Origin of the sequence: Spongiactinospora sp. TRM90649, assembly GCF_029382225.1 — a bacterium.
GTDB lineage: Bacteria > Actinomycetota > Actinomycetes > Streptosporangiales > Streptosporangiaceae > Spongiactinospora.
In genome coordinates this window covers 67,251-93,270 of sequence record NZ_JARLTC010000033.1, presented here as the reverse complement: position 1 = coordinate 93,270, position 26,020 = coordinate 67,251, and the positions used below count along the sequence as shown (strand labels likewise).

Here is a 26,020-nt window from a genome sequence, read left to right as displayed (position 1 = left end):
ACCGGTGTGCGTGCCCTCAGCGCCGCTGTTGCAGTACGCCGATCAGGCTGGTGAGGCTGTCCCCGCCGTGGCCTGCGGCGACGCCCCGGCGGAAGAGCTCCAGGACGGCGGCCGGGAGCGAGCCGTCCACACCGGAGGCCCGCGTGGTCTTCAGGACGTGTTCCACGCTCGCCACGCCCATGGAGATCCGGTCCACGTCCCCCTCATGGTTGCCCGCGGTGATGCGCGGCGCGTAGAACTCAAGGAAGTAGCGGAGGTCCAGGGTCTGCACCGCGCGCGGCAGGAAGTCGGCGGCCGAGATGCCGTTGGCCTCCGCGACCGCCTGGCCGTGCACGTAGCCCGCCATCGCGGTCCAGAACATGTCGATCCCGATCTGGTAGTAGAGCGCGGCCAGCCCCTGGTCCTCGCCGAGATGGTCGATCCCGGTCAGCACTTCGAGGGTGGTCCGATGCGCCCCGATCGCGTCCTTCGGCCCGCTGTAGTAGGTCATCGCGCCCGGCGTGCCGATGCCCGGCGGCGGCACCAGCACGCCGCCGGTGATCTGCACGGCCCCGCGCTCGGCGAGCCACGCGGCCGCCCGGCGGGCCCGGTCCGGGGTGTCGGAGGTGAGGTTGGCCAGGGTACGGCCGGCCAGTGCGGCCTCGGGTACCTGCGCCAGGATGGCGTCCATCGCGTCGTAGTCGGTCAGGCTCAGCACCGCCAGCTCGTTGGCGGCGAGCGCGGCACCTGCCGACTCCGCCAGTTTCGCGCCCCGCGCCACCAGGCCGTCGGCCCTGGCGGTGGTGCGGTTCCACACGGTCACCTCGTAGCCGTTGTCGAGGTAGGCGGCGGCCATGGCCTGTCCCATCGGACCCAGCCCGATCACGGTCACGGTCTTCATTCGGATACTCCCCATCACTAGGACGAACGTTCTATCTGGCCATGACCGTAGCACGCCGCTAGAACGAACGCTCTATCCAGTACGATGGGAACCATGCGACCCCAGCACGAGCTCGGCACCCGGGAACGGATCGTCCGGACCACCTCTCGCCTGATGCAGCAGCAGGGATACGAGGCGACCGGCCTCAAGCAGATCTCCCAGGAGGCCAAGGCCACCCTGGGGTCGGTCTACCACTTCTTCCCTGGCGGCAAGCGCGAACTGGCGATCGAGGCGATCCGGCACGGCGACCGGGAGTTCGCCGAGTTCCTGCGGGCCGCGTTCGACCGGGACGACGACCCCGCCGCCGCGATGGTCGCCTGCACCCGCGACCTGGCGAGCGGGCTGCGCGAGTCCGGGTGGCTGGACGGCTGCCCGGTCACCACCACGGCGCTGGAGAGCGCGGGCCGGGAGCCGGCGATCCAGCAGGCCGCGGAGGAGGCCTACGAGAACTGGCGCACGCTGGTCCGCGAGAAGCTCGAACGCTCCGGCTTCGCCGCCGACGTGGCGCACGACCTCGCGCACACCGTGATCAACCTGCTGGAAGGCGCGGAACTGTCGGCACAGGTGGCGCGGAGCGAGGCGCCGCTGGAGATCGCCGGGCGGCACCTCGCCCGGCTCATCGACTCCTACCGCTGAGCCGGGCCGTCCCCACCCGGCACCTTGAACACCTCGGTGAGAGCCGCGATGCTGTGCTCGCCGTGACCGGCCGCCGCCGCCCGCCGTACGAGATCGTGCACCGGGGTGAGCCAGGACGTGTCGACGTTCGCCTCCTCGGCCAGGTCCGCGTCGTGGCCTTCGGCGGCCATGAAGAGGTTCACGGACGAGGCGGCGTCGGTGTAGTCGCCGCTGTCGATCTCCTTGGCGTAGACCGGCAGCAGCGATTTGATCATGTCGAGCCACTTGCCGGCGAAGCGCACCATCGTGCTCGCCTTCAGCCCGCGCGCCTGGATCGCGGCGGCGCCCTGGAAGAAGCCGGCGAGCGCGGGCAGCAACATGGCGCCCACCGCCATCTCGTAGAGCGCGGCGAGGTCGCTCTCCTCGCCGAGATGGACGGTGTCGCCGCCGAGCACCCGCAGGGCCGCCTCGTGTTCTTCGAAGACGGCCCGGTCGCCGCTGTAGTAAAGCAGCGTTTCCGGCGCGCCCACGGCCGCGGGCACGTTCTTGACCGCCCCGGCCAGGAAACGGGCGCCCAGTTCCGCGGCCCAGGCCGCCGTTTCCCTGGCGCCGGCCGGGGACCCGCTGTTGAGGGTGACCAGCGCCCGGCCGCGCAGCGCCGCCGCGGCCGGGCGCAACGCCGATCTGGTGTCGTCGAAGGTGGTCAGGCAGGTGATGACGAGCGGACTCGCCGCCACCGCGACCGCGACGTCCTCGGTGTGCCGTGCGCCCAGGCCGACGAGAGGGGCGGCCTTGGCCGCGGTCCTGTTCCAGACGGTGGTCGGGTGCCCCGCCCTGACGTAGGCCTCGGCCAGGGCGGCGCCCATCGAGCCCAGGCCGACGACGGTCACCGGTGTCGCGTTCGTGCCGGTCATGTGAATACTCCCGAAGCCAGAGAAGAGTCGGTTCTTGGCGCGCCGAGATTCAGGCTGGCAGGAGCACACGCATTCCCTCAAGTACCTACTATTTTGCCGGGTACCCACAAAAGTGTAAGTATGGGCCGGTGAGGATGAAGAAGCGCACGTTCACCTGTGGGCTCGATGCCGCCGTAGCCGTCGTGGGCGGCAAGTGGAAGGGGCTGATCCTCTTCTCGCTACAGGACGGCCCGCTGCGGTTCGGCGAGCTGCGGCGTGCGGCCCCCGGCATCAGCGAGCGGGTGCTGATCCTGCAGCTCCGCGAGATGGAGACCACCGGGTTGCTGCACCGCGAGGTCTTTCACCAGGTCCCGCCCAAGGTGGAGTACTCCCTCACCGCGTTCGGCCGCTCGCTCAACACGGCGATGGCGGCGCTCGGCGAGTGGGGTGAGGACCACCTTGAGCGCATCGAGAGCATCCCGTGGGACAGGCTCAAGTGAGGGTGCGGCAGGCTCGGACGACCGTGGGTCCCCGCCTCGGCGACCCGGCCGTCCGTCCTCATAGGCTCCTGGCCGGGAGGTCTTCAGGGCTCTGACGGGAGGTTGCCGCGTGGTCGCTCCGGTGTTCACGGACGAGGCGCTGGAGGGGCTGCGGCGCTTCCCCGAGATCGGTCGCGCGTGGCCGCGGCCAGTGGTGGGGCTGGGCGACACGCACGCCGGGTGCGGCGGGCGGGCCGGAGAAACCCACTGGGAGCAATCATGGCAGGGCGCCCCGGTCCGACACGGCATGGCACGCCGCACTGTAGGAGGCCGTGATCGTGGCCGACGATGAGAGCCACACGCCCGGCCTCGGGGCGTCCGGTTCACAAGCTCAGGCCCGACTCCAGGTGTGCCAGCGCCTTGTCGATCTCAGCGGGGCCGTCTAGGCGGGAATTGCGTGCCCACTGCATCCAGACCATGGCCACCACGCCGAAGGCGGCGCCGACTGCGTTCCGGATCCTCGGGTCGTCCCCAGCGCATCCAGCCCGGTCCGCCACGATGGCGCAGACCTCGCTGATCAGGTCCGGGCTTCTGCGCAGGTTGGCCACCAGCAGCTCGGGCACGGTAGCCGCGAACACTTCCCGCGCGTGCCCCGCGGCGATCTCTTCGGCGGACAGGGCGGCGAATGCCGCGCGGAACGCGCCACGTAGCACGGTGATGGGAGCGCCTGGAGGCTGGGAGGCCAGTGCCTCGATGAGAGGTGGGAAGCGGTCGAGTGTGACCAGTTCTTCCTTCGTCGGGAAGTAGCGGAAGAAGGTGGCCGGGGAGATCTCGGCCGCTTCGGCTATCTGCTCGACGGTGGTGACGTTGTAGCCACGCTCGCGGAAGAGCCTGAACGCCTCACGCAGGATCGTTTCCCTGGTCTTGGCCTTCTTGCGTTCGCGCAGTCCGATCTCAGCCACGTGGGAATTCTACTGCACACACATATGAGGGTATGCTCTCATAAAATGGCAAGCTCTCACATTCGTTGGATCGGGGACTTCGGAGGTGCCCGTCATGGGCCATGACATCAACGGCCTGCACCACGTCGGCCACATCGTGCAAGACATGGACCAGGCGATGGAGCTGTACCGGCGGCTCGGCTTCGCCGTGGCCGCTCCCGCCTATCCCGTCATGCCGGCCACACCGGGAGCCCCTGCGGAGCCATTCGGAGTGGCCAACGCCCACGTGTACTTCCCCCGCGGCTTCGTCGAACTGGTGACCGTCATCGCTGACACCGGTCGCATCCCCGGCAACGCACGCCCGATCCCGTTGCAGGTACCCGACGACCGACTGCCGGGACTGAGGGCCGCGATCCGCGCCACCGCAGCCAACATCACCTCCTTTCTTCAGCGCTTCCAAGGCGTGCACATCTTGATCGCCGACACGCCCGACATCGACTGCGTGGCCGCGCGACTGACGGCCGAAGACGTTGGCCACGGCGGCGTCCTTGACATCCAGCGGCCCGTCGAGACGGCCACGGGGCCCAGCATGGAGCCTGCCCGCTACCTGGAGATCTCCGACCTCCATCTGCCACCAGGACGCGTGCCGGAAGGCAGGATCGGGTTCGCTGAGAACAGGCCGGCCAACGCACCACAGGGCCGGCGGCACACCGACCATCCCAACGGCGCGACCGGGCTGGTCGACTGCGTGCTGTGCGTGGCCGACACGGCGTTGCCCGAGTTTGGGCGCCGCTACGAAAGCTATTTCGGCCGGGCGCGACATGGCCGGGTAACGCGGTTCGACCGGGCGAACGTCACCGTCGTGGCCGCATCGGCGCTCGCCGACCTGCTGCCCGGTGAGCGCCCGGTGATCCTGCCCGCGTTCGTCGCCTACGCGATAGCCGTACGCGACCTTTCCGTCACTGAAAAGCTCCTGCGCGACAACGACGTTCCGGTCATCCGAACCGGCCCCGAGGAGATGTTCGTGCCCACCGGCTCCGCACTGGGTGTCGCGATCATCTTCCGCCAGGAGGGCTGAGGGGCGCCGACCTACCCTCTGGGCCCTCACGGGGTCGCCGTCATATCTCGACGAGATTTCTCGATAGGCGCTGAGTCACAGGTCGGCGGGGTGCCGGGGTTGTAGCGGGATGAGTCGGTCTCGATTTGTGCATACCGGCAAGTAGTAGCTGACTGCTCTCCTATCGTGACGATCCGTGCAGCATGAGTATCTGTCTGACGAGCAGGTGGGCCGGTATGGCCGATTCGTGGCGGACCCGACGCCTGAAGAGCTGGAGAGGTTCTTCTTCCTGGATGAGGCCGCGCTGGCGCAAGCGCAACGTCGGCGTGGTCTGCACAATCGGCTCGGCTGGTCGCTTCAGTGGGGGACTGTGCGCATGCTCGGCACGTTCCTGACCGACTCCGGCCCGGTCGACGTGCCGGAGGTGGCGATCCGGTATGTCGCCGAGCAGTTGGGGATCGGGGAGTGGAGCGCGGTCAAGCAGTACGGCGACCGGTGGCAGACCCCCTACGATCACGCCGCGCAGATCCGTAAGCTGCTGAAGTACCGGGGGTTCGGCGAGGCCGAGCTGGCGGGGTTCGTGGCCTCGCGAGTGGCCAAGACGCGTGACTCCAAGCGGGAGTTGTTCGACCGTGCGGTGTTGTACTGATCGAGAACCGGGTGTTGCTGCCGGGCATCACGACGGTGTCGCGGCTGGTGGCCGAGGTACGTCGTGCGGGGTTGAGTTTGATCAACCGGACGTTGGTGGAGGCGGCGCCGCAGCATATGCGCGGGGAACTGGTGGCCACGCTGGTCGTGCCCGAGGGCGAGAAGGTGTCAGTGCTGGAGTGGATGCGCACTGCGGTGACCAAACTGTCGGGCACGGGCATGTGCGAGGCCTTCGACCGGTCGGCGTATGTGCTGGGGCTGGGCACCGGGGCGGTGGACTGCAGCGCGGTGACGCCGGTGAAAAATGGCCGAGCTGGCCAGGTTCGGAACCACCGCGAAGGCTTTTCGGATCAGGCAGCTTGAGGATGACCGGCGCGAGGCCACACTGCTGGCCACGGTGCGGAAGTTGGAAGGCGTCGCGGTCGATGACGCGCTGCTGCTGTTCGACCTGCTGATGTCGACGAAGCTGCTGTCGCAGGCTGGACGGGCCGGGGACAAGGCGAAGCTGCGCAACCTGCCCCGGTTGCGGGTGGCAGCGGCTCGGCTGGCGGCCGCGTGGGCGATCGTGCGAGACACCCCGCCGGTCCATGTGGCCGAAGATGGCGCGCGCACCGACACCACGGCCAGCGAGGTGGTGGACGCGGTGGTGCAGGTGGTCAGCCGTGAGCAGTTGGAGGCGGCGCTGGCCACGGTCGCGGAGCTGTTGCCGTTGCCGACGGAAGAAGATGACGGTGATCTGGAGTGGCGGGCGGAGCTGGTGGCCCGCTACGGCACGGTCAAGCCGTTCATCGAGCAACTGGCCTCCGTCATCCCGTGGGGGGCGACGGCGGCCGGCTCTCAGGTTGTCGCCGCGGTGAAGGCGCTGGTGCGGGTGACGGCGGCGCGCAAACCGGGCCGCGAGCACATCAAGGGGTTCGAGGAGCTGGTGGCCGGGTCGGGGCGGCGCCTGGTGTTCGACAATCCCAAGTTGGAGGCACCGCTGATCGACCGTCCAGCGTATGTGTTCTACATCCTGGAGGCCCTGCATTTGGCGCTGCGCCGCCGCGATGTGTATGCGGTGGGGGCGGACAAGTGGGGCAATCCGCGAGCCCGGCTGATCGAGGAGCGGCTGTGGGTACGCGAGCGCGCCTCGGTGCTGACCGCGCTGGGCTTGGAGGGCGACCCGCGTGCTCATCTGCGCGAGCTGGCCGAGCTGGTCGATGACGCCTACACCCAGGTCGCCGCCGGGCTGGCGGCGAATGCGTCGGTCCGGATCAAGGGCGGCAAGCTGCAGCTGTCGCGGCTGGAGGCCGCCCCGCTGCCCGCGGGGTTCAAAGCCGTGCACGACGCGGTGGCCGCGATGCAGCCGCGCGTGGACTACCCCGAGTTGCTGCTGGAGACGCACGCCAAGACCGGGATGTTCGACTGCATGGGCCACATCACCGGAACACACCTGCGTCGCGACGACCTCGACATCTCCTTGGCCGCGCTGACGGTGGCACGCTCGTGCAACGTGGGCCTGGTGCCGGTGGTCAAGGCGGGCGAAACTGCGCTCACCGAGCACCGGCTGCTGGGCGTGGAAAAGGGCTACTTCCACGGTGAGGGCATCGCCGGCGCCTCGGCCCGCCTGGTCGAGCGGCAGGCTGGGATCGACATCGCCGCAGACTGGGGCGGCGGGCTGGTGGCCTCGGTGGACGGCATGCGGTTCGGGGTGCCGGTCCAGTCCCTGCATTCGCGGCCCTCGCCGCTGTACTGGGGCATCGGCAAGCGCTCACGCGGTTCGACCTGGTTGAACACCGTTTCGGACAAGGTGATGGGGCTCGGCGGTCTGCTGGTTCCCGGCACGCTACGCGACTCGCTGTTCATCCTGGACGCCGTCCATCGCCTGGACGCCGTCGAGCACCCCGAGGTGATCACCACCGATCAGGGCAGCTACAGCGACGTCGTCTACGGCCTGTTTGCGATCTGCGGCTACCAGTTCGCGCCGCGGCATGCCGACATCACCGACACTCAGCTGTGGTGGGTCGATGTTGCCATGCTGGAGGGCGACCTGACCCGCGGCCACAAGTCCGGCAACGCCTGGGGCGACTTCAACACCCTGGGCCTGCGCCGGGTGTCGTTGCCGACCATCGTGCAGCACTGGGACGACATGGTGCGGGTGGCCGGGTCGCTGGCCACCAATCAGGTCCGCGCCTACGACCTGATCCGCATGATGATGGCCGACGGCCGCCTGACTGGTCTGGGCAGCGCCTTCGCCCACTACGGCCGGATCTTCAAATCGCTGCACCTGCTCCAGATCATCCACGTCGAGGAGTACCGCAGGATGATCGGGGCCCAGCTCAACATCGGCGAATCCCGCCATCAGCTGGCCCGCCGCGTCTCCTTCGGCAACCTCGGCCGCCTGACCAGGGGATACGAACGGGGCATGGAGGATCAGTCGGGTGCGCTGGGCCTCGGTCTGAACGCCATCACCTGGTGGAATTCGCTCTATATCGACGCAGCGGTCAAGCAGTTGAAGGCCGGGGCGATGGGGATCGAGGGTGGCCAGGTCAGCCCCGAGATCCGGGCCCGGCTGAGTCCGCTGGTCTTCGAGCACATCAACTTCCACGGCTCCTACCCCTTTCACCGTCCTGACCTGGGCGCGCGGCTGCGAGAGCTGCTCGATCCCAGTGCTCCGGACGAAGAGGAGTAGTTGTCGAGGGCGGTGCCGGTCGGCCAGGAGACATGGCGGGAGAAGCAGACGGTGTGCGAGGGCCAGGGCGAGAGCGTCGGCCCCGACCGTCCAAGGCGCGCCGTTCCACGGTGGCCGGATCTCGGCCGCCTGACACGCGGCCGCGGAATCAACGGTCAGCGCTGGAAGCGGTAGCGGATCTGGCTGTATGCCTCGCCCTTGCCGAAAGCGAATCCGACCTCCGGATCGATGCGGTACAGCAGGACGTTGCCGGAGCGGATGGTGTCACCGAGGCCATGCCAGGTGCCGTCCGGGCTCGTCAGGAGATCGCCGTACTTGCACTCGTAGGCGTCGGCGGTGGTGCTGCGTTCAGCCGGGTCGCACACCAACTCGGCACGTCCCTCGATGGTGATGTCGATACCGTCGAGGACGTTCGTGCCGGTCGTCATGACGCAGTGGTCGTTGGCGTGGAGGTTACGCGTCTTGCGCTCTTGGTCGCCGGTGGCGAAGTACAGGGCGCCGCCGGTCCAGACGGCCAGCAACGGTGTCACGTGGGGTCGGCCGTCGGGGCGGACGGTGGACAGCCAGAACAGTCGCGCCTGCTCCAGTTCACGCAGTGCGATCGGCCAGGGGATCACGTCGGCGCCGGAGTCGCTGAAGGGGCCGATCTCGGCGACCGGGTCACAGTCGGACATGGAAGCTCCTCAATGGGTCAGGCGGGAATGCGGTCGGTCACGATCTGGTCACCGGGAGGCGCCGCGGTCTCTTTGGTGACCGGCGCCGATCGCTTGCCGAGCATGGCCAGAGCGATGACCAGGCCCAGTGCCGCGACGAGGCCGACCACGCCGAACGCGGCCTGATGTCCGGGAACCAGCGTCTGCGGCGCGGCGATCCCAGGCGTGGGTGCATGCGCGGCGACAACGCTGCCGGCGATGGCTACGCCGAGGGCGGTGCCAACCGCGAAGCAGGTATCGGCGAGTCCGGCGGCCAGACCGGAGTGCCGTTCGGCGACACCGGTGAACGCCGCGATCTGGGCACAGACGGTGGCGGTGCCCATGCCCACTCCGAAGACCAACAGGGCAAAAGTCAGCAGTTCCGGTGAGCTGTGCTCGGACACCACCCGGGTGAGCAGCAGGCAGGCTCCACCGAGCAGGGCAGTGCCGCAGGTCGCGACCGGACGCACGCCGATCCTGGTCACAACCCGCTGGCAGACCAGAGCGCCGACGACGGCCGCCACGGTCATCACCCCGGCCGTGATGCCGAACCGCACGGGCGACCAGCCGAGCACCGACTGCGCGTGGGTGGTGAGGATGATGAGCATGCCGTCGACCGCCGTGCCCGTGACGAGAAGCAGGAGGCCGCCGCCGACCAGGGAACGCGACCGCAGGACCCCGAACGGCACCAGCGGCGCCTTGGACCGCCGTTCGATCTTGACAAACAAGCCGGTCAGCGCCATCGCACCCGCCAGCGGCCCGAGGACCTGGTGGCTGGACCATCCGCCGTCAGGGACGCCGGTGATGGCGTAGACGAACAGCACGAGAGCCGAAGTGACCGTCAGCGCCCCGGCTAGGTCGAAGGAGCGGACACGCACCTCGTTCCGGCTCTCGATCAGCATCACCGGCGCGAGGATCAGCACTACCACCCCGACCGGGACGTTGATCCAGAAGACCCACTGCCAGCCGAGCGTATCGGTGATCAGGCCGCCCAGCAGCAGCCCGGCGGTGGCACCGAACCCTCCGATCCCACCCCAGATTCCCAGTGCCCTGTTCCGCTCGCTGCCTTCGGCGAAGGCGTTCATCACCATGGACAAGGCTGCGGGGGCGATGATGGCGGCCGACACACCCTGCAAAGCGCGGGCTGCGACCAGGGCTTCGACCGTCGGGGCGAACCCGCATCCCAACGAGGCCAACACGCGCAGCGACATTCCGGCCAGGAAGACCCTGCGGCGGCCGAGCAGATCGGCGGCGCGGCCGCACAACAGCAGCAGGCCCGCAAAGGCCAGCGCGTAGGCCGTGACCGCCCACTGGACGGTGGTGCCGTGCGCCCGAAACTCCCGCTCGATGGCCGGCAGGGCGGTGAGCAAGCTGGTCCCGTCCAGGATGGTCATGAAGAACGCCGTGCCCAGCAACACCAGCACCCGCCACCTCAGGGCGGCCGCCCGTGGGCTCACTCGTGCCCTCCCGCACCCAGCTCGACGCCCAACGCGTCGAGCCAGGCGCCGGTGCCGTGCTTCCGCCAGGAGGGCTCCTCCCGGCCATCGAGGAAGGCGCCCTGCTCGGTGAGGACCAGCTGCGTGCCCCCATCGGCCGGGCAGAACGCAACGGTCGTCAGCGACGCCGTCGCGAGGTCGTCTCCCACGTGCAACGTAGAGGTGTAGACGATGCGCTCGTCCTGGACGATGTCGTGGTACGACGACTCATACGTCATCGACAGGCCGCTGTCCGGGTGGCTGCGGTTGACCTCCCGGCCCCCGACCCGGAAGTCCAGTTCATGGTCCGCATCGGGGGTGGAGAACCAGCGGGCCTTCGCCTTCGGGTCGGCCCATGCCGCGAACACCCGGGCCGCTGTGGCCGGGTAGAGGCGTTCGAGGGTGAATGTGGCGTGCGTGACAGAACGGTCGATCATCACAAGCTCCTTTGCTCCGGTGCGCCGGGATCATCGAGCAGGTAGTCGCCGAGCCGGTCCAGGCGCCGTTCCCAGGACGTGCGCTGCTCGGCAAGCCAGTCCTCGGCCATCCGCAGTACGTCCGGCTCGATGCGGCACGTGCGGACGCGGCCGATCTTCTCGGATGTGACCAGCCCGCACGCTTCCAGCACCTGGATGTGCTGCATGACCGCCGGTAGCGACATGTCCAGTGGCCTGGCCAGTTCGCTCACCGGCACCGGTCCGCGGATCAGGCGCTGCACCATCGCCCGGCGTGTTCCGTCCGCCAGTGCTTGGAACACCCGGTCCAGCGATCCGCCATAGTTAGGCATGTCCTTAACTATGGGTCGGCACGCGTTGATAGTCAAGTACTTCCTTAACCAATGACCCCGATCGTGGTGGTCCGATCTACTGGCGGGCTCGCGCATTCGCCCCTGTTCTCGTACAGCCACGGCGAACGGACATGCAGCACTGTGTGATGCTCGGAGCCGGCGAACCGGCGCCGACCGGACCCGCCCCCGTCCCCGTCGCCGCGATCGACGACCCGGCACTGCCGCAGGTGCTCGCAGAACTGGCGGCGGCGCGGGCGGATGAGATGGTCGCCGATACCGTCAACCGGGAGCTGTCCATCGCGCGCAAGGCGATCGGCTGGTGGCAGCGCCAGGGCTGGATCGACGCCTGACACAGTTCGCCGACACTTCCGAGAATGACGCGTTCCCGGAAGTACACTCCACGCGTGCCTTCCGAGAATCCGGCTCCGGCCGGATCACGACCCCTGACAACGACTTCCGAGAACACGGAGTCTGTGTCGGCCGAGCCCCTGCCGAAACGGCGGGGTGCCCGCCCTACCCCGCTGCCGGACACATCCGCCGAGATCCTCGACGGCTACGCCACCGCCCTGCAGGATGTGCCGCTGGCGGCCGACACTCGCCGCACCTACATCTCCCGAGTGCGCATGTATCTGGCGTGGCTGGCCGAGCGGCCCGACGGCGGCGTCGGCGACCCGCTTGCCCACGCCCGCGCCCGCGACTGGGCTGTACGTGACTACCGCCTCTACCTGCTGCGCGAAGCCGACCCTAAACGCTCGGTACGCTACGTCAACAACGCCCTGGCCGCCCTGGATGACTTCCAGGGGTCTCGGTAGCAATGAAGAAATTTCCAACGAAGTAGCGCCTGACCTGCGGTAATGGAGCGCTGCGCGGCTGAGGTATCGGTTCAATTACGAAGGCGAGGCACGCGAAAAGCCGACTCCTCCGACTGGCAGGATGGCCTGCCAGGACCAGGCGACCGGCCGGGACCAGGCGGCCGAGCAGCGCGATGGCGCCGCCGCCGAACGGGACCGCGAGACGCGTCGGGGCCAGGAGGCTGCCGACGAGGCCGACCGGGCCTTTCACGATGTGCTGTGGGAAGCCGAACAACGTGATCACGCCGTCGACCAGCGCGAGGACGCCGGCGAGCTGGGCGACGGCCACGAGAGCGCCGCAATGCGGCAGCAATGGCGCGATGCCCGCGAGCACGGCCGCGAGGATCGCACGGTATTGCGTGAGTATTGGGAGGGGGCAGTGCGCCGGCAGCGGACGGCAGCCCAAGCCGATGAGCAGGCCGCTCGGCAGGATCGGCGGCAGGCGCGCGAGGATCGTCAGAACGCCGCGGCGGATCGGGCCGCGGCCGGTGATGATCGGGATGCGGCCATGGCTGATCGGGAACAGGCCGAGATCGAGCGTCAGATGGTGAGCCCGCCCCCGCCGGAGACGGCCTGGCCGGATCAGTTTCTGGAGGGTGTGCGGGACACCCGAAAGCGCGCGCGGGCCACCGCCGACCGGGCCAGCCAGACGCGCGAGCAGGCGGTGGAAACCCAGCGCCGGGCCAGGCGGCTGCGGGCCCGGCGCTCATCAGCCGAACCGATCCCGGGAGCTGGAGAGGAGCGGGCCGGTGAGTGATCGACCGGCTGGTGGAGGGGCTGGACGCAGGCCGCGCCCCCGGCCCCCGTCCGGGTCTGGCCGGTAGCCGATCGGCACGCGCGGCCGGGGCCGTAGCTGCGGCGGATGTTGCGGGTGGTCAAGCGCTGTCGCAGGCCGGACCGGCAGGGGCAGCGCACCCGTGAGGGGCCTTGTTGGTCAGCGCCTGGTCGGCCTCGGTGCTGAGCAACCGCGCAGCGGCGCCCATCTCAACGAGCTGAGCCGGCGGCATCGCCTCCAGGCACGCGGCGAGCCGCGGCCGGTCACCATGGCAGGCCACGCTCATCGCGTGGCGAAGGGTGCGGGTGCGCGAGGCCGTGCCGACTGCTTTCAAGACGCCGGCCAGGGCCGGGTCCATGCCACGGTCAGGACCTGGCTGCTGCGGAGGTCGGGCGTTCGGCATCATTCACCTTGCCGTCCTTTAGTGCGCGTAGGGACGTTCGGCTCCGCAATGGCCCGCCTACGGCCGGGAGCCGGGCCGGCGGCTATCAGTGGGGCGTGCGCCGCCGGGATGGTGCGTGGTGGAGCGCGGCGTGTGTTTGCCTGCCACCATGCGACGGTGTCGCAGGCCGTCGGCGGGCTGCCAGTGCACGTTGGTGGCCCAGTTCAGGCGTTCGAGCAGGCGGATGAGTGCTGCCGAGGGGTCGATCTGGCGGGGGCCGCGGCCGTGCCGGGCGCAGCCGGGCTGGCTGTGGTGGCCGTTGTGCCAGCTTTCCCCGAAGGAGAGCAGGGCCAGCGGCCACAGGTCGGTGGAGCGATCGTGCCGGCGGGTCTTGTGCGGCCGGTCACCGATCATGTGGCACAGGGAGTTGACGCTCCAGGTGACGTGCTGCAGCAGGGCGACGCGGACCAGGCCGGCCCAGATGAACGCGGTCAGAGCGCCGTACAGGCTGCCGCTGATCGCCCAGCCCGCCGCGAACGGCAGCAGCAGGGAGGCGGCGCACCAGGCGGGGAAGGCGCGCGAGATGCGCAGCATGGCCGGATCGTTGCGCAGCAGGTCGGGGGCATACCGTGTGGCCGAGGTGGGCTCGGCGGAGAACAGCCAGCCCAGGTGGGCGTGGGCCAGGCCGCGCAGTTGCCCGCCGAGGCCGGTGCCGTAGCGGTAGGGGGAATGCGGGTCGCCCGGTTGGTCGGTGAAGGCGTGGTGGCGGCGGTGGACGGCCACCCAGTCGATCAGGCTGCCCTGAAAGCTCATCGACCCGGCCACGGCCAGGATGACGCGCAGCCACGGGCGGGCGGTGAAGGAGCGGTGGGTCAGCAGCCGGTGGAAGCCGACCGTCACCCCCAGCCCGGTCACTACGTAGAAGACGGCGGCCAGCAGCAGGTCGGTGAGGGTGATTCCGCTTCCCCACGCCAGCCAGATGCCGGCGCCCAGCGCGAGGAACGGCGCGATGACGATCGCCGCGGTCAGCGTCACCGCGACGATGCCGGCCCGCGCGGGCGCGGCGGGGCGGGGGAACGGCGCATGGCCGTCATAGCCCGCCTCGGCGGCGGTGCGGGTGGCGGTCGGCATGCCGGTCATGCCATGACCGGGAGGCGCCGGTCCAGGCCGGTGATGCGCAGCAGCCGGGCCACGCGCGGGGGAACGCCGGTCAGGGCCAGCGTGATGCCCCGTGTCCGGGCCCGGCCCTGCACGCCGACGAGCACGCCCAGCCCGCCTGCCCCGCAGAAGGTGACCTGGGACAGATCCAGGACGAGCAGGTCGGTGCTGTGGTCGAGGGCGTTGATCAGCCGGCGGCGCAGCCGGGCTGTGGTGAAGATGTCGATGTCCCCCGACAGATGCACCAGGGTCGGCGCCGAGGCGCCGGCCCCGGCGAGCGGGGCGGTGTCGATGACGGTCATGGAATGTCTCCTCACGGGAGAAGCTGAAAGGTGATGAGATGCCTGCCGGCCGGAGATCGGCCCGCCGCCAGTTCGGGCGGTGCCAGGACCGCTCGATCCGGCCGGCAGGCGGCACGGGGTCATTCCGACGTTGCCGGCCGTCCCGTGGATGGCTGCGCTGCCTGCCCGATGACCGACCCGCCCTCGTCCTCCCAGCGGGCCGGGCCGTCGGCCGTGGCACGTGGGGCGGGGCGGGCGGGCAGATGCGCGAGGGTGAGGATGGCGTCGATGCTCATGCCGGCGATGTCCTGGGCGGTGAGCTTGAGCGTGGCCCCGGCGGCTCCGGCGGGGGTACCCGAAGGGATGATCAGCAGGACGACCGGCTCGCCGGTGGCGAAGCTGAGAGTGATCACGCGCGGGTCGGTGTGGCGGAACCAGCCGATGCGGACCTGACGCCCGCGCGCGGGGATGCGGCGCGGGATGTTCTGCCACACATCGCCGTGCAGGCCGATGCGGAGCGTGACCCGATCCAGCAGCCGGTCCACGGCGGCGATGAGGCCGGGCAGTTCGGCGGCCGCGTCACGGGAGGAGGGCCACCAGGCCCCGTCCACCACAGCCAGCCGGTTCGGCACCGGGTTGAGGCTGAGTCGTAGCGCGGAATCGGCCCGGGGGATCGCGGGCGAGGCGGGGCTGAGCGGTGCGGGTGGAAAAAGAAGTGTCGGCGTCATGGTCGCCTGACCTGTCCAGGCCCCCGAAGAGGCCGGTGGTGGTTCGCCGGGGGCGACGCGGACCTGAATGCCAACGCTCGAAAAGACCTCGGTACCCTCAGTGTACGGCATGACTTCCGGAATCTCACAATTCCGGAAGTAGACTGTGGGAGTGACTTCCGGAAACAGGCCCGCAGAGTTCGCGGAACCGGCCGGAGCAGCTTCCGGAAACACACGCCGGTCGCGGGCCCTTCCGCTTTCCGCTCCGCACGCCGCCGTCCTGGCCGGATACACCGCCGCGCTCGCGCACGCCCCGCTGGCCGACTCCACCAAGACCAAGTACGCCTCCCGGCTGCGCGGCTACCTGGCCTGGCTCGCCGACCAAGCCGGGGCCCTGGACGGCGACCCGCTCACCGACCCCATCGCCGCCACCGGCGCCGTACGCGACTTCCGCCGGCATCTGAAGAACGGCCGCCGCGCCCCCAATACCATCGACACCTACCTGTCGGCCATCGACGACTTCTACGCCCGCCGCGGCCTCGGCAAGCCCCAGGCCCGCCGTGAACGCGACACCCGCCGCACCGCACCCCGCGCCCTGGACGCCCGGCGCACCCGCCGCTACGTCCGCCACGTCCAGCTCACCGCACCTGCGCGCGACAAGGCCGTCGCCCTGCTGCCCTACTACGCCGGCCTGCGCATCTCCGAGGTCGTCGGCCTCGACCTGGCCGACGTCCGCCTCTCAGCCCGCAAGGGCGAACTGCGCATCCGCGGCAAGGGCCGCGACGGCGGCAAGATCCGCCTGCTGCCCGTCCACCCCGACCTGCGCCAGGCCCTGACCGACTGGCTGCAGGCCCGCGCCGACTGGAAAGGGGCCGACACCCACGCCGCGCTGTTCCTCAACCACCGCGGCGGCCGCCTGAGCGACCGCGCCGCCCGCGCCATCATCACCGGCCTCGGCGACGCCGTCGGCCTGGGTGACGACCCCACCGAACCCTTCAGCCCGCACGTCCTGCGCCACACCTTCGCCACCCAGCTCATCCGCGACGGCAAAGACCCCATCCTGGTCGCCGAACTCCTCGGCCACGGCTCGCTGGACACCACCCGCCGCTACGCCCTGCCCACCGAAGCCGACAAGGCAGCCGCCCTGGACGCCCTGATCACCGACCATTAGCCGGACCAGTGGCAAGATCATCCTGCTTGTCCTGCCCGCTGACGGCTGTCTACCCTGAAAGGGGCGTCCACGGTGTTGACTCCATCCGGCTGCGATCACGTGGCTACGGTCTGTGGGCTGGGGCTGCTGGGGCATCTCCTTCGGCGGCGGAAGGCGGGCACGCGATGAAGGCTCCGCTGAAGCCGCTGGTGCTGCCGGACGTGCCGCCGATGCCGGTGCAGGTGTACAACCCGGCCCGGCTGGCGGCACTGGCCGCCACCGCGCTGATGGACACCGAACCGGATCCGGACCTGGACAACCTGTGCGAGCTGGCGGCCTCAGCGGCCGGGACCCAGCAGGCACTGGTGGTGCTGTTCGACGCCCGTCACGCGTTCTGCAAGGCCGCGGCCGGCCGGGGTCCCCTGACGCTCAGTCAGCGCAGTATCCCCCTGCACACCGACGCCTGCCCGCTGCTGGCCGGCACCTCCGGTCCGCTGGTCGCCGCCGACACCACCCGCGACGCCCGCCTGGCCCACCTCCCGGACGTGCGCGATCAGCAGGTGGGCGCCTGGGCGGGCTTCCCCCTGCTGTCGGCCGACGGGCTGGTGCTGGGAGGCCTGTGCGTGCTCGATGAGCGGCCGCATCCATGGACCGACCGCCAGCTCGACACGCTGACCAGGCTGGCCGGCGCGGTCAGCGATCTGATCGAGTTGCGCCGGCAGGTGCACCAGGCCCAGGAACGCATCGACGCGCTGGAAAGCACCGGAGCGGCGGCCGACCGGCTGGCCCGGACGCTGCAAGACAGCCTGCTGCCACCGGTGATCGCCAGGCCGGCCTGGCTGGACGCGGCCGCGCTGTATCTGCCCGCCAGCAACGGCGAGGCGGTGGTCGGCGACTTCTACGACCTGTTCCCCACCCGGCAACCGTGGTGGTGCGCCGCACTGGGCGACGTGTCCGGGAAAGGGCTGGAGGCGGCCAAGGTGACCGCGCTGGCCCGCTACACCGTGCGCACCGAGGCCACGCAGCACGCCTCGCCGGCCACCGTGCTGACCCGGCTGAACGACGCGCTGATCCGCCAGCGCGTCAACGACCGCTTCCTGACCGCGGCGTGCGTGATCCTGCGGCCCGGCCCGGACGGCGGCGTACGCGGGCTGATCAGCCTGGGGGGCCACGCACCGGCCCTGATCCGGCGCGCCGACGCCACCGTGGAGGAAGCGGGCCGGCCCGGCCTGCTGCTCGGCATCTTCGCCGACGCCGGCCTGCACGCGGAGCCGGTGAAGCTGGCGCCGGGCGATGCTCTGCTGCTCTACACCGATGGGGTCACCGAAGCACACAGTCGCGGCGGGCACGCAATCTGGGGGCTGCCCGCGCTCAGCACGCTCCTGGCAGGGTGTGAGGGCCTGAACGCCGAGCAGACGCTGGAACGCATCACCACCGCCCTGAGCGGACACGCCGGGGACTACCACAGCGACGACACCGCCCTGCTGCTGCTGCGCGTACCTCACCACGGCGAACAGAGACCATGACGACCGGCCGCACCGAACCGCCGATGACCGGCCAGGCAACTCCCCGCCCGGGGTGCGCTGCCGAATCCAGTCGTCCTCCCGCCCGCGTGGCGAGACGTCGCGACGCATCAGACAGCAGGTGTGGAGCAGAGGGCCCCCGAAAGGAGGCACCGGTGCCTTCGCCGCCAGCGTCCAACGGCCCACAGCCGCCGTTGCGGCTCAGCGCGCAGGCGGCGCCTCCGGGCCAGGTGGTGGCCGTACACCGGCCGCGACGAGTCGGTGGTGCCGACCACGGCGCTGGCGGAGCACTCCAGGGTCTTGACCAAGCACTCGAGGCGCTCATCGATCACGCCGATGAGATGGACCGGCTGCGCTCAGCGATGCTGGGCCACTCCGACGCGCTCGGCCGCGCCCGTTCCCGGCGGTAGCGGCCAAGCGGTGGCCTAGGGGGTCAAGCCCAGCTCGCGCAGCTGCGCGGGCCGCAACGGGCGCCATCCGCTGGTGTCGAGCTTGGCCAGCTCCGCCTCCACGTCGACGTTGATGACGCCGAAGAAGTTGATGTTGTCGCTGTGGCCGGGCGAGATGTGCGACAGGATCTCGTCCGGCACGTCCCGGCCCTGGGAGCGCAGCTCCAGCACCGCTCTGGAATAATATTCCGTCGTCCAGGCGACCACCGAGTTGGTCAGCAGAGTCAGGCACCACGCCTGCTCGGTCTGCTGCTCCAGGTGCGGCCGGGTGATGGTGCCCTGCTGGGCGTAGTGCAGGTCACGGCGCAGCGCGTGCAGGCTCTCTCCCTTGTTCAGCTGCCGCGAGATCTTCCGCCTGAACGCCGGGTCCGACAGGTATTTCGCCAGGTGCACGGTCCTGCGCAGCATGCCCCACTCCTTCAGCGCGGCGGCCAGGGTGTTCTGGCGCGAGGCGGCCGACCACTTGCCGACGATCAGCGAGGCGGTGGCCTGGCCGTACTTCAGCGACCCGGCCATCCGCAGCAGGTCCGGCCAGCAGCCGGCCACCAAGTCTTCGTTCCAGCGCGTGCCGAGCAGCGGTCCGGCGTGCGGGTAGCGCTTGGCGATCTCGGTCGGGGTGTCGTCCCGCACCAGGGTGACCCGGGTCAGGTCCCGCATCCTCGGGGTGAGGGCCTTGCCGACCAGGTCGAACAGCGCAAAGTTGATCAACGTGGCGCCGTGCGTATCCGTTGCGTGCTCAGTGATCGGAAGATCGGTGGCGTTGCCGAGGAAATCGTCCAGGATATAGTGCGCCTCCCGCGCCGTCGGCACGATGATCTTCGTGCCGTACGTGGACCACTGATCGGAGACATGGGTGTAGGTGGACAGCACCTGCCCGCCGTGAATCACCATGGTGCGGGCGGTGGTGCTTTTGCCGCGGACGGGGAAACGCTGGCCATCCGAGCTGGACATGGTGCCGCCGCCGAACACCTTGGCCAGTTCCAGGCCGTAGTGGTGGTTGACGATGACGGTGTTGGCCTCGCGCAGCGTCTCCTCCCGCACGTACCACTCCATGGTCCAGGCCAGCACGTCGTAGGACACCCCGCACGCCTCCGACATCCGCGCCAGGCCCAGATTCGTGGACATCGCGATGAGCACCGCCAAGATGTTGCGCTTGGTCTCCACGGACGTGCTGAGCTTGCGGCCGCCGGCGTGGGTGAAGCAGTCCGGGAAATGCGTGCGCGCGTCCAGCTCGATCAGCAGCGAGGCGATGGGCGCGAACGGCAGCATCGCGGCCAGCTCGTCTTTCAGCGCCTTGGCCTCGGCCGGTACGTCCTCGGCCGACAGCGGCGGCACCACCAGGTGCTCATCCTCATCCAGCCGGACCATGCCGGTGTCGCCAGGCGCGGCGCCGGCCAGGGTCGTCTCCAACTCTTCCAGGGCGGCATGCAGCTCCTCCTTGCCCTGCTCCAGCGCGTCCGCCGCGTGCGGCGGCTTGCCGACCAGCCGGCAGTACTCGCCGCGCCGCGGTGCCCATTGCTCGGACGTGTACAGGTAGGTGGCCGGGTCGGCGTAGCGGCGCGAGCCCGGCACGAAGACGTCCCCCGAGCGCAGCCCGTCCCGCAGGCACAAGATCACGCACAGTTCCCAGAAGTGCCGGTAGGCGGTGTCCTCGCCGGACTTGCGGGCCTTGGTCAGATAGTCGGCGTACTTCGCGGGCACGAACGACGTCGGCGCCCCGGTCGGGACCTTCCGGCCGCCGAGCCGGTTCATCTCCTTCAAGATGGCCACCGCCTCCATCAGCTCGCCGGTGCCCAGCCCGCCCTGGAAATCGATCGCGGCCAGCACGTTCGGGGTGAACTGGCGCAGATAGGTGTAGGAGGACTCCAGCTCCGACAACCGACCGTGATCCCGGGGCAGCGGCTTCCACGCATCAGAGGTGATCTCCCGCAGCCGCTGCATGCCGATCCGCTCACGCAGCATCCCGCCCACCTCATCGTCCGGGATCGCCGGATCGGCCAGCACCGGCAGGATCACGTCCATCACCAACTGCCGCGCCTCGCCCTTCTTAGCCCGCTCGACCAGCGCCTCATCCGTCTTGGACTTGGCCCGCGACTCCCGTGCGCTGACGGCCTGGTCGAACAGGGCCACCACCTCATCGAGCTGGTCGACCGCGGCCTGGGCGACGAACGCCAGCAGGATCGGGAACTTGCGCTCCTTGCGCCGCTCCAGCCCTTGGTTGGTCGAACGGCGGGCGACCTGCGCCAGGAACCGGCGCCGCTCGTTCGGCAGCACCGACACATCCATCTGGTGCGCGTCGATCGCGCGCAGCCAGGTCAGCTTGTCGATCGCGGTCTTCACCGACGTCGCCGAGGCGTCCCGGGCCGGGCTGACCAGCCACTCCAGCCGGGTCGTCCCCAGGCCCGCATCCACGGCCAGCATCCGCTCCAGGTCGGCGCGGACCTCAGCGGTCAGCAGGTGCCCCACCAGCTGAGAGGTCAGATCGGCGGCCGCCTTGCGCGCGGTGCCGACCATCTTCGCCAAGACGAGCACGCCGTGCCGGATCACCTTGGCCGCCATCAAATACTCGCGCGCCAGGTTGAACAGCAACGTCGGCGAGTCGTGCTCCATCGCCCGGTCCAGCAAGAACTGCTCCAGTTCCTTCATCTCCTGGCTGCCCGCCGGGGCGGTCTGCCACTCCAGATACCTGGCGACCTGGCCCAGATGGTCCGAGCGGGTCTGCTCGCGCTTGCCGTACAACCGCAGCGCCGCCGGAGTCACCCCGAGCCGCTCGGCCACCCGCGCCACCGCCGCGGCCGGCGCCGCGCTCACATCGTCGGGCACGAACCCGAGCCAGGGCAGGCTGCACAGCTGGACCAGCATGCCCAGCCGATCAACTGGGCCCCGCCCGCCGGGACTCACGAACGCCACGTCAGCCGACGTCGGCGTGAAATACCGGATCAACTCATCCGCGCTGATCTCCGGGAACGAGCGCAGCTGCTCCAACTGCTCCTCGGAGAACATCTTCTCTGACAATGCACCACTCCACGTGCCGTACCGGACAAAACCGGAACGACCGTAGCGGCAATGATCACCAACCCGTCAAACGCAGACGTTTGTGCAGGTCAGACGTTACTTTGTTGGAAATTTCTTCATTGCTACCGAGACCCCTTCCACGTCCGGCGCGGGCTGGGCAAGGCCGACATCGCCCGCGAGGACATCCCCAAGACCGCGCCCAAGGCGATGAACGCTCCCGCGCAGCTCCGCTGGCTGCGCGCCGTCGAGAGCTGGCCGCACCCCCGCGACCGCGCCCTGGCCCTGCTGCCCTTCTACGCCGGGCTGCGCGTCGGCGACGCCGTCGCCCTGGACGTGCCCGACGTGCGCATCTCCGCCCGCAAGGGCCTGCTGATCGTCTACGGCAAGGGCGGCAAGATCCGCGAGGTACCCATCCACCCCCAGCTACGCCAACCCCTGCTCTACTGGCTGGACGAGCGCCGCACCTGGCCGGGCGCCGCCGCTCTGCTGGTGCACCACTGGTGGACGGCGACCTGGGGACGACCGGTACGCGGATCCGCGGGAGCCTCCGCGAGCCGGGCACGCATCCAGGCGGCACACGGTAAAGGTCACCGACGGGCAGCCAACGTCCGCTTCGCGACCCGGCGCGGGACACCACGGTGAGTCACGTCCACATATCGGAACGGCCGGACAAGGCCCGTTCAGTAGTCACCTGGCGGCGGGCGGCGCCCGGACGGCTCCGCCCGCTCCTCGACGACTGAGCAGAAAGCGGCCCCGGAACGGGCTTCCGCATGGTCATCCGCATGGCGGAGGGTGCTTCCGTCCAGAAGCAGAAGATCTCTACCGGGAGCCACCGCCCATGAAGACGCCCTCCAACCGGCGGCGAGCGGCCATCCTCACCCGGATGTTCGCCGGCCTGCTCACCGTATCCGCCTTACTCATCCCCCAGGGCGCGGCCCTCGCCGAACCCGGGAACGCCAAGATCTCCGCCGAGGTGCGCGCGGACCTGGAGGACGGCCAGGCCGCCTTCCTGGTCCGGCTGAAGGACGAGGCAGACCTGTCCGCCGCCCGCGCCGCCACCACGAAGGCCGCCAAGGGCAAGGCGGTCTTCGACGCCAGACCGCGTACGCGAAGAAGTCCCAGGCCGGGCTGCGCGGGCTGCTGGCCGAGCGGCAGGCGAAGCACACCGCGTTCTGGATCGTCAACGCCGTGCACGTGACCGGTGACGCGAAGCTCGCCGCCGAGATCGCGGCACTGCCCGAGGTCACCTCCATCGAGCCGGACACCGCCGCCGAGCCGCCAAAGCCCCTGCCCGGCAGAACCCACCCCAGGGTCAAGACGAAGGCCGCCGCCGCCGAGTGGAACATAGACCGCATCAACGCCCCTCGCGTGTGGAACGAACTCGGCAGTCGCGGCGAGGGCATCGTCATCGGCGTCATCGACACCGGAGCCGACTTCGAGCACCCCGACCTGGCCGGGCAGTACCGCGGCAGGCGAGCCGACGGGCGCGTCGAGCACGACTACAACTGGTTCGGCCGGTTGGCGGAATGCCCGAGCGCCCCTTGCGACTCCGGCGTCCACGGCACCCACGTGACGGGGACCATCGTCGGAGGGAACGGCATCGGGTCGCTCCCGGGGCCAGGTGGATCGCCGCCACGAGTACCGGTGGTGAGGCAGGACGGATCGCGGCCGGCCAGTGGATGGCCGCTCCCACCGATCTGAACGGCGAGAACCCCCGGCCGGACCTCGCTCCGGACATCATCAACAACTCCTGGGGCTACAACAGGACCGACGACTGGTACAAAGCGGTCCTCGACACGTGGCTGGCCGCGGGCATCTTTCCTGTGTACTCGAACATGAACCAAGGGCCAGGGTGCAATACCACCCAGACTCCTGCGTGGTACAGCGACAGCTACAGCGTGGGCTCGTTCGACGTGAACAACACGATCGCCCCGAACTCCAGCCGCGGACCGGGCCAGAACGGCGAGATCAAGCCGAACATCGCCGCGCCAGGCGTGAACGTGCGCTCCGCGATGCCCGGCGGGGGGTACCGCAGCGACAGCGGCACATCGATGGCCGCGCCGCACGTGGCCGGCACCGTGGCGCTGATCTGGTCGGCCGCGCCCGCCCTGCGCCGAGACATCGCCGCCACCCGCGCGCTGCTGGACGGCAGCGCCATCGACACCCCTGACGACCAGTGCGGCGGAACGCCACAAGACAACAACGTCTACGGCGAAGGCCGCCTGGACGCCTACGCCGCCGTCAAGGCCGCACCCGCCCAGCCGCTCGGCACCCTGAACGGCACGGTGACCGCGAACGGCGAACCCGTGCCTGAGGCCGATGTGACGATCACCGGAGCGCACGTCCGTATGGTCGCCACCGGCTCCGACGGCGTCTACTCCGTGCCGCGCCTGGCCCCGGGCGCCTACCGGATCAGCGTGGCCAGGTACGGCCACGAGACCTCCACGCCCGTGAGCATGAACGTCGTCGCCGGCCGAACGACCACCGCCGACATCGCGCTGACCCGGCTTCCGCACGGCGTGGTCTCCGGAACGGTCACCAAGGACGGCGCGCCCGCGGACGGCGTCACGGTCACGGCGTCGGGCACGCCGCTCAGGACCGTCACCGACGCCGCCGGGCGCTACCGCCTGGCGCTCCCGCACGGCTCCCATCGCCTGGAAACCACCGCACCCTCGCGCTGCGTCGGGACCACCGAGGAACAGATCACCGTGGCCGGGGACATGACCACGAACCTCACCCTGCGCCCGAAGACCGATGAATTTGGCTATGTCTGCGCAGAGGGCACGGGATCGTACGTGGCGGGCACCGAACGGCTGGCGCTGACCGGCGCCAACAACGCGGAGCAGATCACGCTCCCGTTCCCGGTGCCGCTGTACGGCACGCCCCTGACCGAGATGTGGGTCAGCACCTCCGGCTACGCCGGCCGCTCTGTCGACACCCTTCCCGGGTCGGATCGAGCTGGGCGAGCTGGACCGGCGACTGACCGAGATCTATGAGGCCAAGACCCATGGTGCGCTCGCGTACGCGGGGCGCGGCCTTCCCGAGCCCACTCGCGCGGACCTGCTGGTGGTGCGGGACGAGCCCAGCTCCCGTTTCGCGATGAGCGTGTTCGGCTGGTTCAATCGCAAGGGCCGCTGGGTCGCCCCGCGCGTGTTCACCTCGTTGTCCATGTTCGGCGGTGGTGAGATCGACCTGCGCGATGCCCGATTCGCGAGTCAGGAGATCCGGATACGCGCCTTCGCCCTATGGGGTTACACGGAAGTCATCGTGCCCGACGACGTGGAGGTTGAGGTCAAGGGCTTCGGCGTCTTCGGCGCATTCGGCAGGGACGCGGTCCGCAGCGAACGGGGAGCGCCACGGATTGTCATCAGCGGTCTCGCCTTGTTCGGCGGTGTCGGCACGAGGGCCAAGGCGGCTCCGAAGGAGCCCTTCGGCCGTAACTGAGAGCGTCTCCCGAGTCCCCAAGCCCATCCTGCGAAGGAGCGCCAGCAAGGGGACTGTCATCCCAGCGGCAGTCGTTGAGCTCTCGCCCAACCCGGCGGGGAGGTCTGGCGGGTAGATCCTGATCATCCGTTGGATGGCAAAGCTGGAGCAGGCGCGACTGTTCTGGCTGTCCACCGTCCGCCCCGACGGCCGACCCCACGTGACACCGTTGCTGGCCGTCTGGACCTGCGGCGCCCTGCACTTCGCCACCGCCGACGCCTACGAGAGCAAGTACGGCGACCTTCTGACGAGCCCCGAGGGCACCTGGCATGGCCTTGGTGACACCATCCGCTCCGGCAAGATTCTGCTGTACCGCATCGATCCGGAGGTCGGATTCGTCTTCGGCAAGGCTGGCCGGTTCGCCGGGAACGTGCCCTCCTGCGGCTGCGGTCCTTCTACCGTGTTGGGCGATGATCCGGCTCAGTCCCCGGGCGTTGACCCGGCCCCGATGTCGTCCAGCTCGGTCAGGTCCTCGCGAGAGAGGGAGAGTCCTGCGCCGGCGATGTTCTCGCGCAGGTGTGCCGTCGATGACGTGCCGGGGATGAGCAGGATGTTCGGTGATCGCCGCAGCAGCCAGGCCAGTGCGACGGACATCCGCGTCGCCCCCGATCGGCGGCGCGATGGCCTGCGCCTCGGTGACCTGCTCCTCGGTGGCGTTGCTGACCCCGAGGTGGCGGATCAGGCCCTGCCACTGGAGCTCGACCAGCGTCTCGAACGCCTCGGCGAGCGGGCCGGGCTGGGGACCTTCGGCGTTGCCGAGCCGGAGGTCGACCAGGTCGAGTACGTCGAGCCGGAGGGACTTGAGGTTGTCGTGGACCTGGCGGCGCAGATCTTCCGGCCGGCGCGCGGGAGGCCAGCCACCCTGTTCGTCGCGGGTCGCGCCCACCTTGGTCACGATGTGCAGCGACTCGGGATAGGGGTGCAGTGCCTGGCGGATCAACTCGTCGGTGACGCGCGGCCCGTAGGCGTCGCTGGTGTCGATGTGGGTGATGCCGAGGTCGACGGCTTCACGCAGAACGGCCAGGGCACCCTCGCGATCGACGGGCGGTCCCATGACCCACGGGCACAC

At 69.8% G+C, this 26,020-nt stretch carries 29 protein-coding genes and 2 pseudogenes; 17 read left to right on the top strand and 14 right to left on the bottom strand.

Going from position 1 to position 26,020, the window contains the following annotated elements; translation table 11 throughout:
* Positions 1-16: 16 nt before the first annotated feature.
* Positions 17-880, bottom strand: a complete 864-nt coding sequence (locus P3X83_RS32830; RefSeq protein WP_277309189.1) for an NAD(P)-binding domain-containing protein — start codon at positions 878-880, stop codon at positions 17-19.
* A 93-nt stretch (positions 881-973) separates the two neighbouring features.
* On the opposite strand from P3X83_RS32830, the gene P3X83_RS32825 reads away from it, so the two are divergent.
* A complete protein-coding gene (locus P3X83_RS32825) occupies positions 974-1,555 on the top strand; it encodes a TetR/AcrR family transcriptional regulator (RefSeq protein WP_277309188.1) in 582 nt (193 codons plus the stop codon).
* Here the strand turns inward: P3X83_RS32825 and P3X83_RS32820 are convergent.
* Complete coding sequence (locus tag P3X83_RS32820) at positions 1,546-2,448, bottom strand: NAD(P)-binding domain-containing protein (protein WP_277309187.1); 903 nt, start codon at positions 2,446-2,448, stop codon at positions 1,546-1,548. The genes P3X83_RS32825 and P3X83_RS32820 overlap by 10 nt on opposite strands.
* 134 nt (positions 2,449-2,582) lie before the next feature.
* On the opposite strand from P3X83_RS32820, the gene P3X83_RS32815 reads away from it, so the two are divergent.
* Positions 2,583-2,927, top strand: coding sequence for a helix-turn-helix domain-containing protein (locus P3X83_RS32815; RefSeq protein ID WP_277309263.1), 345 nt, complete (start codon positions 2,583-2,585; stop codon positions 2,925-2,927).
* Positions 2,928-3,289: 362 nt separating this feature from the next.
* Here the strand turns inward: P3X83_RS32815 and P3X83_RS32810 are convergent, their stop codons facing one another.
* Positions 3,290-3,868 carry a TetR family transcriptional regulator gene (locus tag P3X83_RS32810; protein ID WP_277309186.1) on the bottom strand — a complete coding sequence of 193 codons (579 nt, stop codon included), beginning with the start codon at positions 3,866-3,868 and terminating at the stop codon, positions 3,290-3,292.
* 94 nt (positions 3,869-3,962) lie between these two features.
* On the opposite strand from P3X83_RS32810, the gene P3X83_RS32805 reads away from it, so the two are divergent.
* The 4 genes from P3X83_RS32805 (at position 3,963) to P3X83_RS32790 (ending at position 8,223) form a co-directional block, all read left to right on the top strand.
* On the top strand, positions 3,963-4,925 hold the full coding sequence (locus tag P3X83_RS32805) for a VOC family protein (RefSeq protein WP_277309185.1): 963 nt from the start codon (positions 3,963-3,965) through the stop codon (positions 4,923-4,925).
* 175 nt (positions 4,926-5,100) lie between these two features.
* Positions 5,101-5,553, top strand: coding sequence for a DUF4158 domain-containing protein (locus P3X83_RS32800; protein WP_277309184.1), 453 nt, complete (start codon positions 5,101-5,103; stop codon positions 5,551-5,553).
* Positions 5,554-5,564: 11 nt separating this feature from the next.
* The gene (locus tag P3X83_RS32795; protein ID WP_277309183.1) at positions 5,565-5,915 is read left to right on the top strand and encodes a hypothetical protein; all 351 of its coding nucleotides are present in this window, start codon (positions 5,565-5,567) and stop codon (positions 5,913-5,915) included.
* Positions 5,857-8,223: a Tn3 family transposase gene (locus tag P3X83_RS32790; RefSeq protein WP_277309182.1), complete on the top strand. Its 2,367-nt coding sequence runs from the start codon at positions 5,857-5,859 to the stop codon at positions 8,221-8,223. The genes P3X83_RS32795 and P3X83_RS32790 overlap by 59 nt, the downstream gene beginning before the upstream one ends.
* Positions 8,224-8,378: 155 nt before the next feature.
* On the opposite strand, the gene P3X83_RS32785 is transcribed toward P3X83_RS32790, so the two are convergent.
* The 4 genes from P3X83_RS32785 to P3X83_RS32770 are packed head-to-tail and all read right to left on the bottom strand — an operon-like array spanning position 8,379 to position 11,177.
* Positions 8,379-8,897: a pyridoxamine 5'-phosphate oxidase family protein gene (locus P3X83_RS32785; protein ID WP_277309181.1), complete on the bottom strand. Its 519-nt coding sequence runs from the start codon at positions 8,895-8,897 to the stop codon at positions 8,379-8,381.
* Positions 8,898-8,914: 17 nt separating this feature from the next.
* The gene (locus P3X83_RS32780; RefSeq protein ID WP_277309180.1) at positions 8,915-10,339 is read right to left on the bottom strand and encodes an MFS transporter; all 1,425 of its coding nucleotides are present in this window, start codon (positions 10,337-10,339) and stop codon (positions 8,915-8,917) included.
* Positions 10,340-10,368: 29 nt separating this feature from the next.
* On the bottom strand, positions 10,369-10,827 hold the full coding sequence (locus P3X83_RS32775; protein WP_277309179.1) for an SRPBCC family protein: 459 nt from the start codon (positions 10,825-10,827) through the stop codon (positions 10,369-10,371).
* On the bottom strand, positions 10,827-11,177 hold the full coding sequence (locus P3X83_RS32770; RefSeq protein WP_277309178.1) for a metalloregulator ArsR/SmtB family transcription factor: 351 nt from the start codon (positions 11,175-11,177) through the stop codon (positions 10,827-10,829). The genes P3X83_RS32775 and P3X83_RS32770 overlap by 1 nt, the downstream gene beginning before the upstream one ends.
* Before the next feature lie 131 nt (positions 11,178-11,308).
* Here P3X83_RS32770 and P3X83_RS32765 point away from each other — a divergent pair, with 131 nt between their 5' ends.
* From P3X83_RS32765 to P3X83_RS32755, 3 genes are all read left to right on the top strand, one after another.
* Entirely contained in the window at positions 11,309-11,527 is a 219-nt protein-coding gene (locus P3X83_RS32765) for a hypothetical protein (RefSeq protein WP_277309177.1), read from the top strand.
* Positions 11,528-11,650: 123 nt separating this feature from the next.
* A complete protein-coding gene (locus P3X83_RS32760) occupies positions 11,651-11,989 on the top strand; it encodes a hypothetical protein (protein ID WP_277309176.1) in 339 nt (112 codons plus the stop codon).
* 121 nt (positions 11,990-12,110) lie between these two features.
* Complete coding sequence (locus P3X83_RS32755; RefSeq protein WP_277309175.1) at positions 12,111-12,785, top strand: hypothetical protein; 675 nt, start codon at positions 12,111-12,113, stop codon at positions 12,783-12,785.
* 118 nt (positions 12,786-12,903) lie between these two features.
* Here the strand turns inward: P3X83_RS32755 and P3X83_RS32750 are convergent, their stop codons facing one another.
* The 4 genes from P3X83_RS32750 to P3X83_RS32735 form a co-directional block, all read right to left on the bottom strand.
* A complete protein-coding gene (locus P3X83_RS32750; protein ID WP_277309174.1) occupies positions 12,904-13,161 on the bottom strand; it encodes a hypothetical protein in 258 nt (85 codons plus the stop codon).
* A gap of 102 nt (positions 13,162-13,263) precedes the next feature.
* Positions 13,264-14,325 (bottom strand): acyl-CoA desaturase, encoded by a 1,062-nt coding sequence (locus tag P3X83_RS32745; protein WP_277309173.1) that lies wholly within the window; start codon positions 14,323-14,325, stop codon positions 13,264-13,266.
* The gene (locus P3X83_RS32740) at positions 14,322-14,645 is read right to left on the bottom strand and encodes an STAS domain-containing protein (RefSeq protein ID WP_277309172.1); all 324 of its coding nucleotides are present in this window, start codon (positions 14,643-14,645) and stop codon (positions 14,322-14,324) included. The genes P3X83_RS32745 and P3X83_RS32740 overlap by 4 nt, the downstream gene beginning before the upstream one ends.
* Before the next feature lie 119 nt (positions 14,646-14,764).
* Positions 14,765-15,352 carry a DUF5994 family protein gene (locus tag P3X83_RS32735; protein ID WP_277309171.1) on the bottom strand — a complete coding sequence of 196 codons (588 nt, stop codon included), beginning with the start codon at positions 15,350-15,352 and terminating at the stop codon, positions 14,765-14,767.
* A 151-nt stretch (positions 15,353-15,503) separates the two neighbouring features.
* Between P3X83_RS32735 and P3X83_RS32730 the strand changes: the two genes are divergently transcribed.
* Together P3X83_RS32730 and P3X83_RS32725 are read left to right on the top strand one after the other, a co-directional pair.
* The gene (locus tag P3X83_RS32730; RefSeq protein ID WP_277309170.1) at positions 15,504-16,502 is read left to right on the top strand and encodes a tyrosine-type recombinase/integrase; all 999 of its coding nucleotides are present in this window, start codon (positions 15,504-15,506) and stop codon (positions 16,500-16,502) included.
* A 164-nt stretch (positions 16,503-16,666) separates the two neighbouring features.
* On the top strand, positions 16,667-18,007 hold the full coding sequence (locus tag P3X83_RS32725; RefSeq protein ID WP_277309169.1) for a GAF domain-containing SpoIIE family protein phosphatase: 1,341 nt from the start codon (positions 16,667-16,669) through the stop codon (positions 18,005-18,007).
* A gap of 422 nt (positions 18,008-18,429) precedes the next feature.
* On the opposite strand, the gene P3X83_RS32720 is transcribed toward P3X83_RS32725, so the two are convergent.
* Positions 18,430-21,468, bottom strand: a complete 3,039-nt coding sequence (locus P3X83_RS32720; protein WP_277309168.1) for a Tn3 family transposase — start codon at positions 21,466-21,468, stop codon at positions 18,430-18,432.
* Positions 21,469-21,675: 207 nt separating this feature from the next.
* On the opposite strand from P3X83_RS32720, the gene P3X83_RS32715 reads away from it, so the two are divergent.
* The 6 genes and pseudogenes from P3X83_RS32715 to P3X83_RS32690 all read left to right on the top strand — a co-directional run.
* A complete protein-coding gene (locus P3X83_RS32715; RefSeq protein ID WP_277309167.1) occupies positions 21,676-22,110 on the top strand; it encodes a site-specific integrase in 435 nt (144 codons plus the stop codon).
* Between the two features lie 196 nt (positions 22,111-22,306).
* Positions 22,307-22,666, top strand: coding sequence for a hypothetical protein (locus P3X83_RS32710; RefSeq protein WP_277309166.1), 360 nt, complete (start codon positions 22,307-22,309; stop codon positions 22,664-22,666).
* A complete protein-coding gene (locus P3X83_RS43385; RefSeq protein WP_346742770.1) occupies positions 22,663-23,169 on the top strand; it encodes a S8 family serine peptidase in 507 nt (168 codons plus the stop codon). Before P3X83_RS32710 ends, P3X83_RS43385 begins: the two co-directional genes overlap by 4 nt.
* Complete coding sequence (locus tag P3X83_RS32700) at positions 23,094-24,464, top strand: S8 family serine peptidase (RefSeq protein WP_346742771.1); 1,371 nt, start codon at positions 23,094-23,096, stop codon at positions 24,462-24,464. Before P3X83_RS43385 ends, P3X83_RS32700 begins: the two co-directional genes overlap by 76 nt.
* 103 nt (positions 24,465-24,567) lie before the next feature.
* Positions 24,568-24,912, top strand: a complete 345-nt coding sequence (locus P3X83_RS32695; protein ID WP_277309165.1) for a LiaF domain-containing protein — start codon at positions 24,568-24,570, stop codon at positions 24,910-24,912.
* A gap of 133 nt (positions 24,913-25,045) precedes the next feature.
* Positions 25,046-25,189: pseudogene (locus tag P3X83_RS32690) on the top strand (pyridoxamine 5'-phosphate oxidase family protein); the annotation flags it as partial.
* Positions 25,190-25,371: 182 nt separating this feature from the next.
* Here the strand turns inward: P3X83_RS32690 and P3X83_RS32685 are convergent.
* Complete coding sequence (locus P3X83_RS32685; protein ID WP_277309261.1) at positions 25,372-25,545, bottom strand: aldo/keto reductase; 174 nt, start codon at positions 25,543-25,545, stop codon at positions 25,372-25,374.
* Positions 25,546-25,636: 91 nt separating this feature from the next.
* Positions 25,637-26,005, bottom strand: a pseudogene (locus P3X83_RS32680) (aldo/keto reductase); the annotation flags it as partial.
* Between the last annotated feature and the right edge of the window lie 15 nt (positions 26,006-26,020).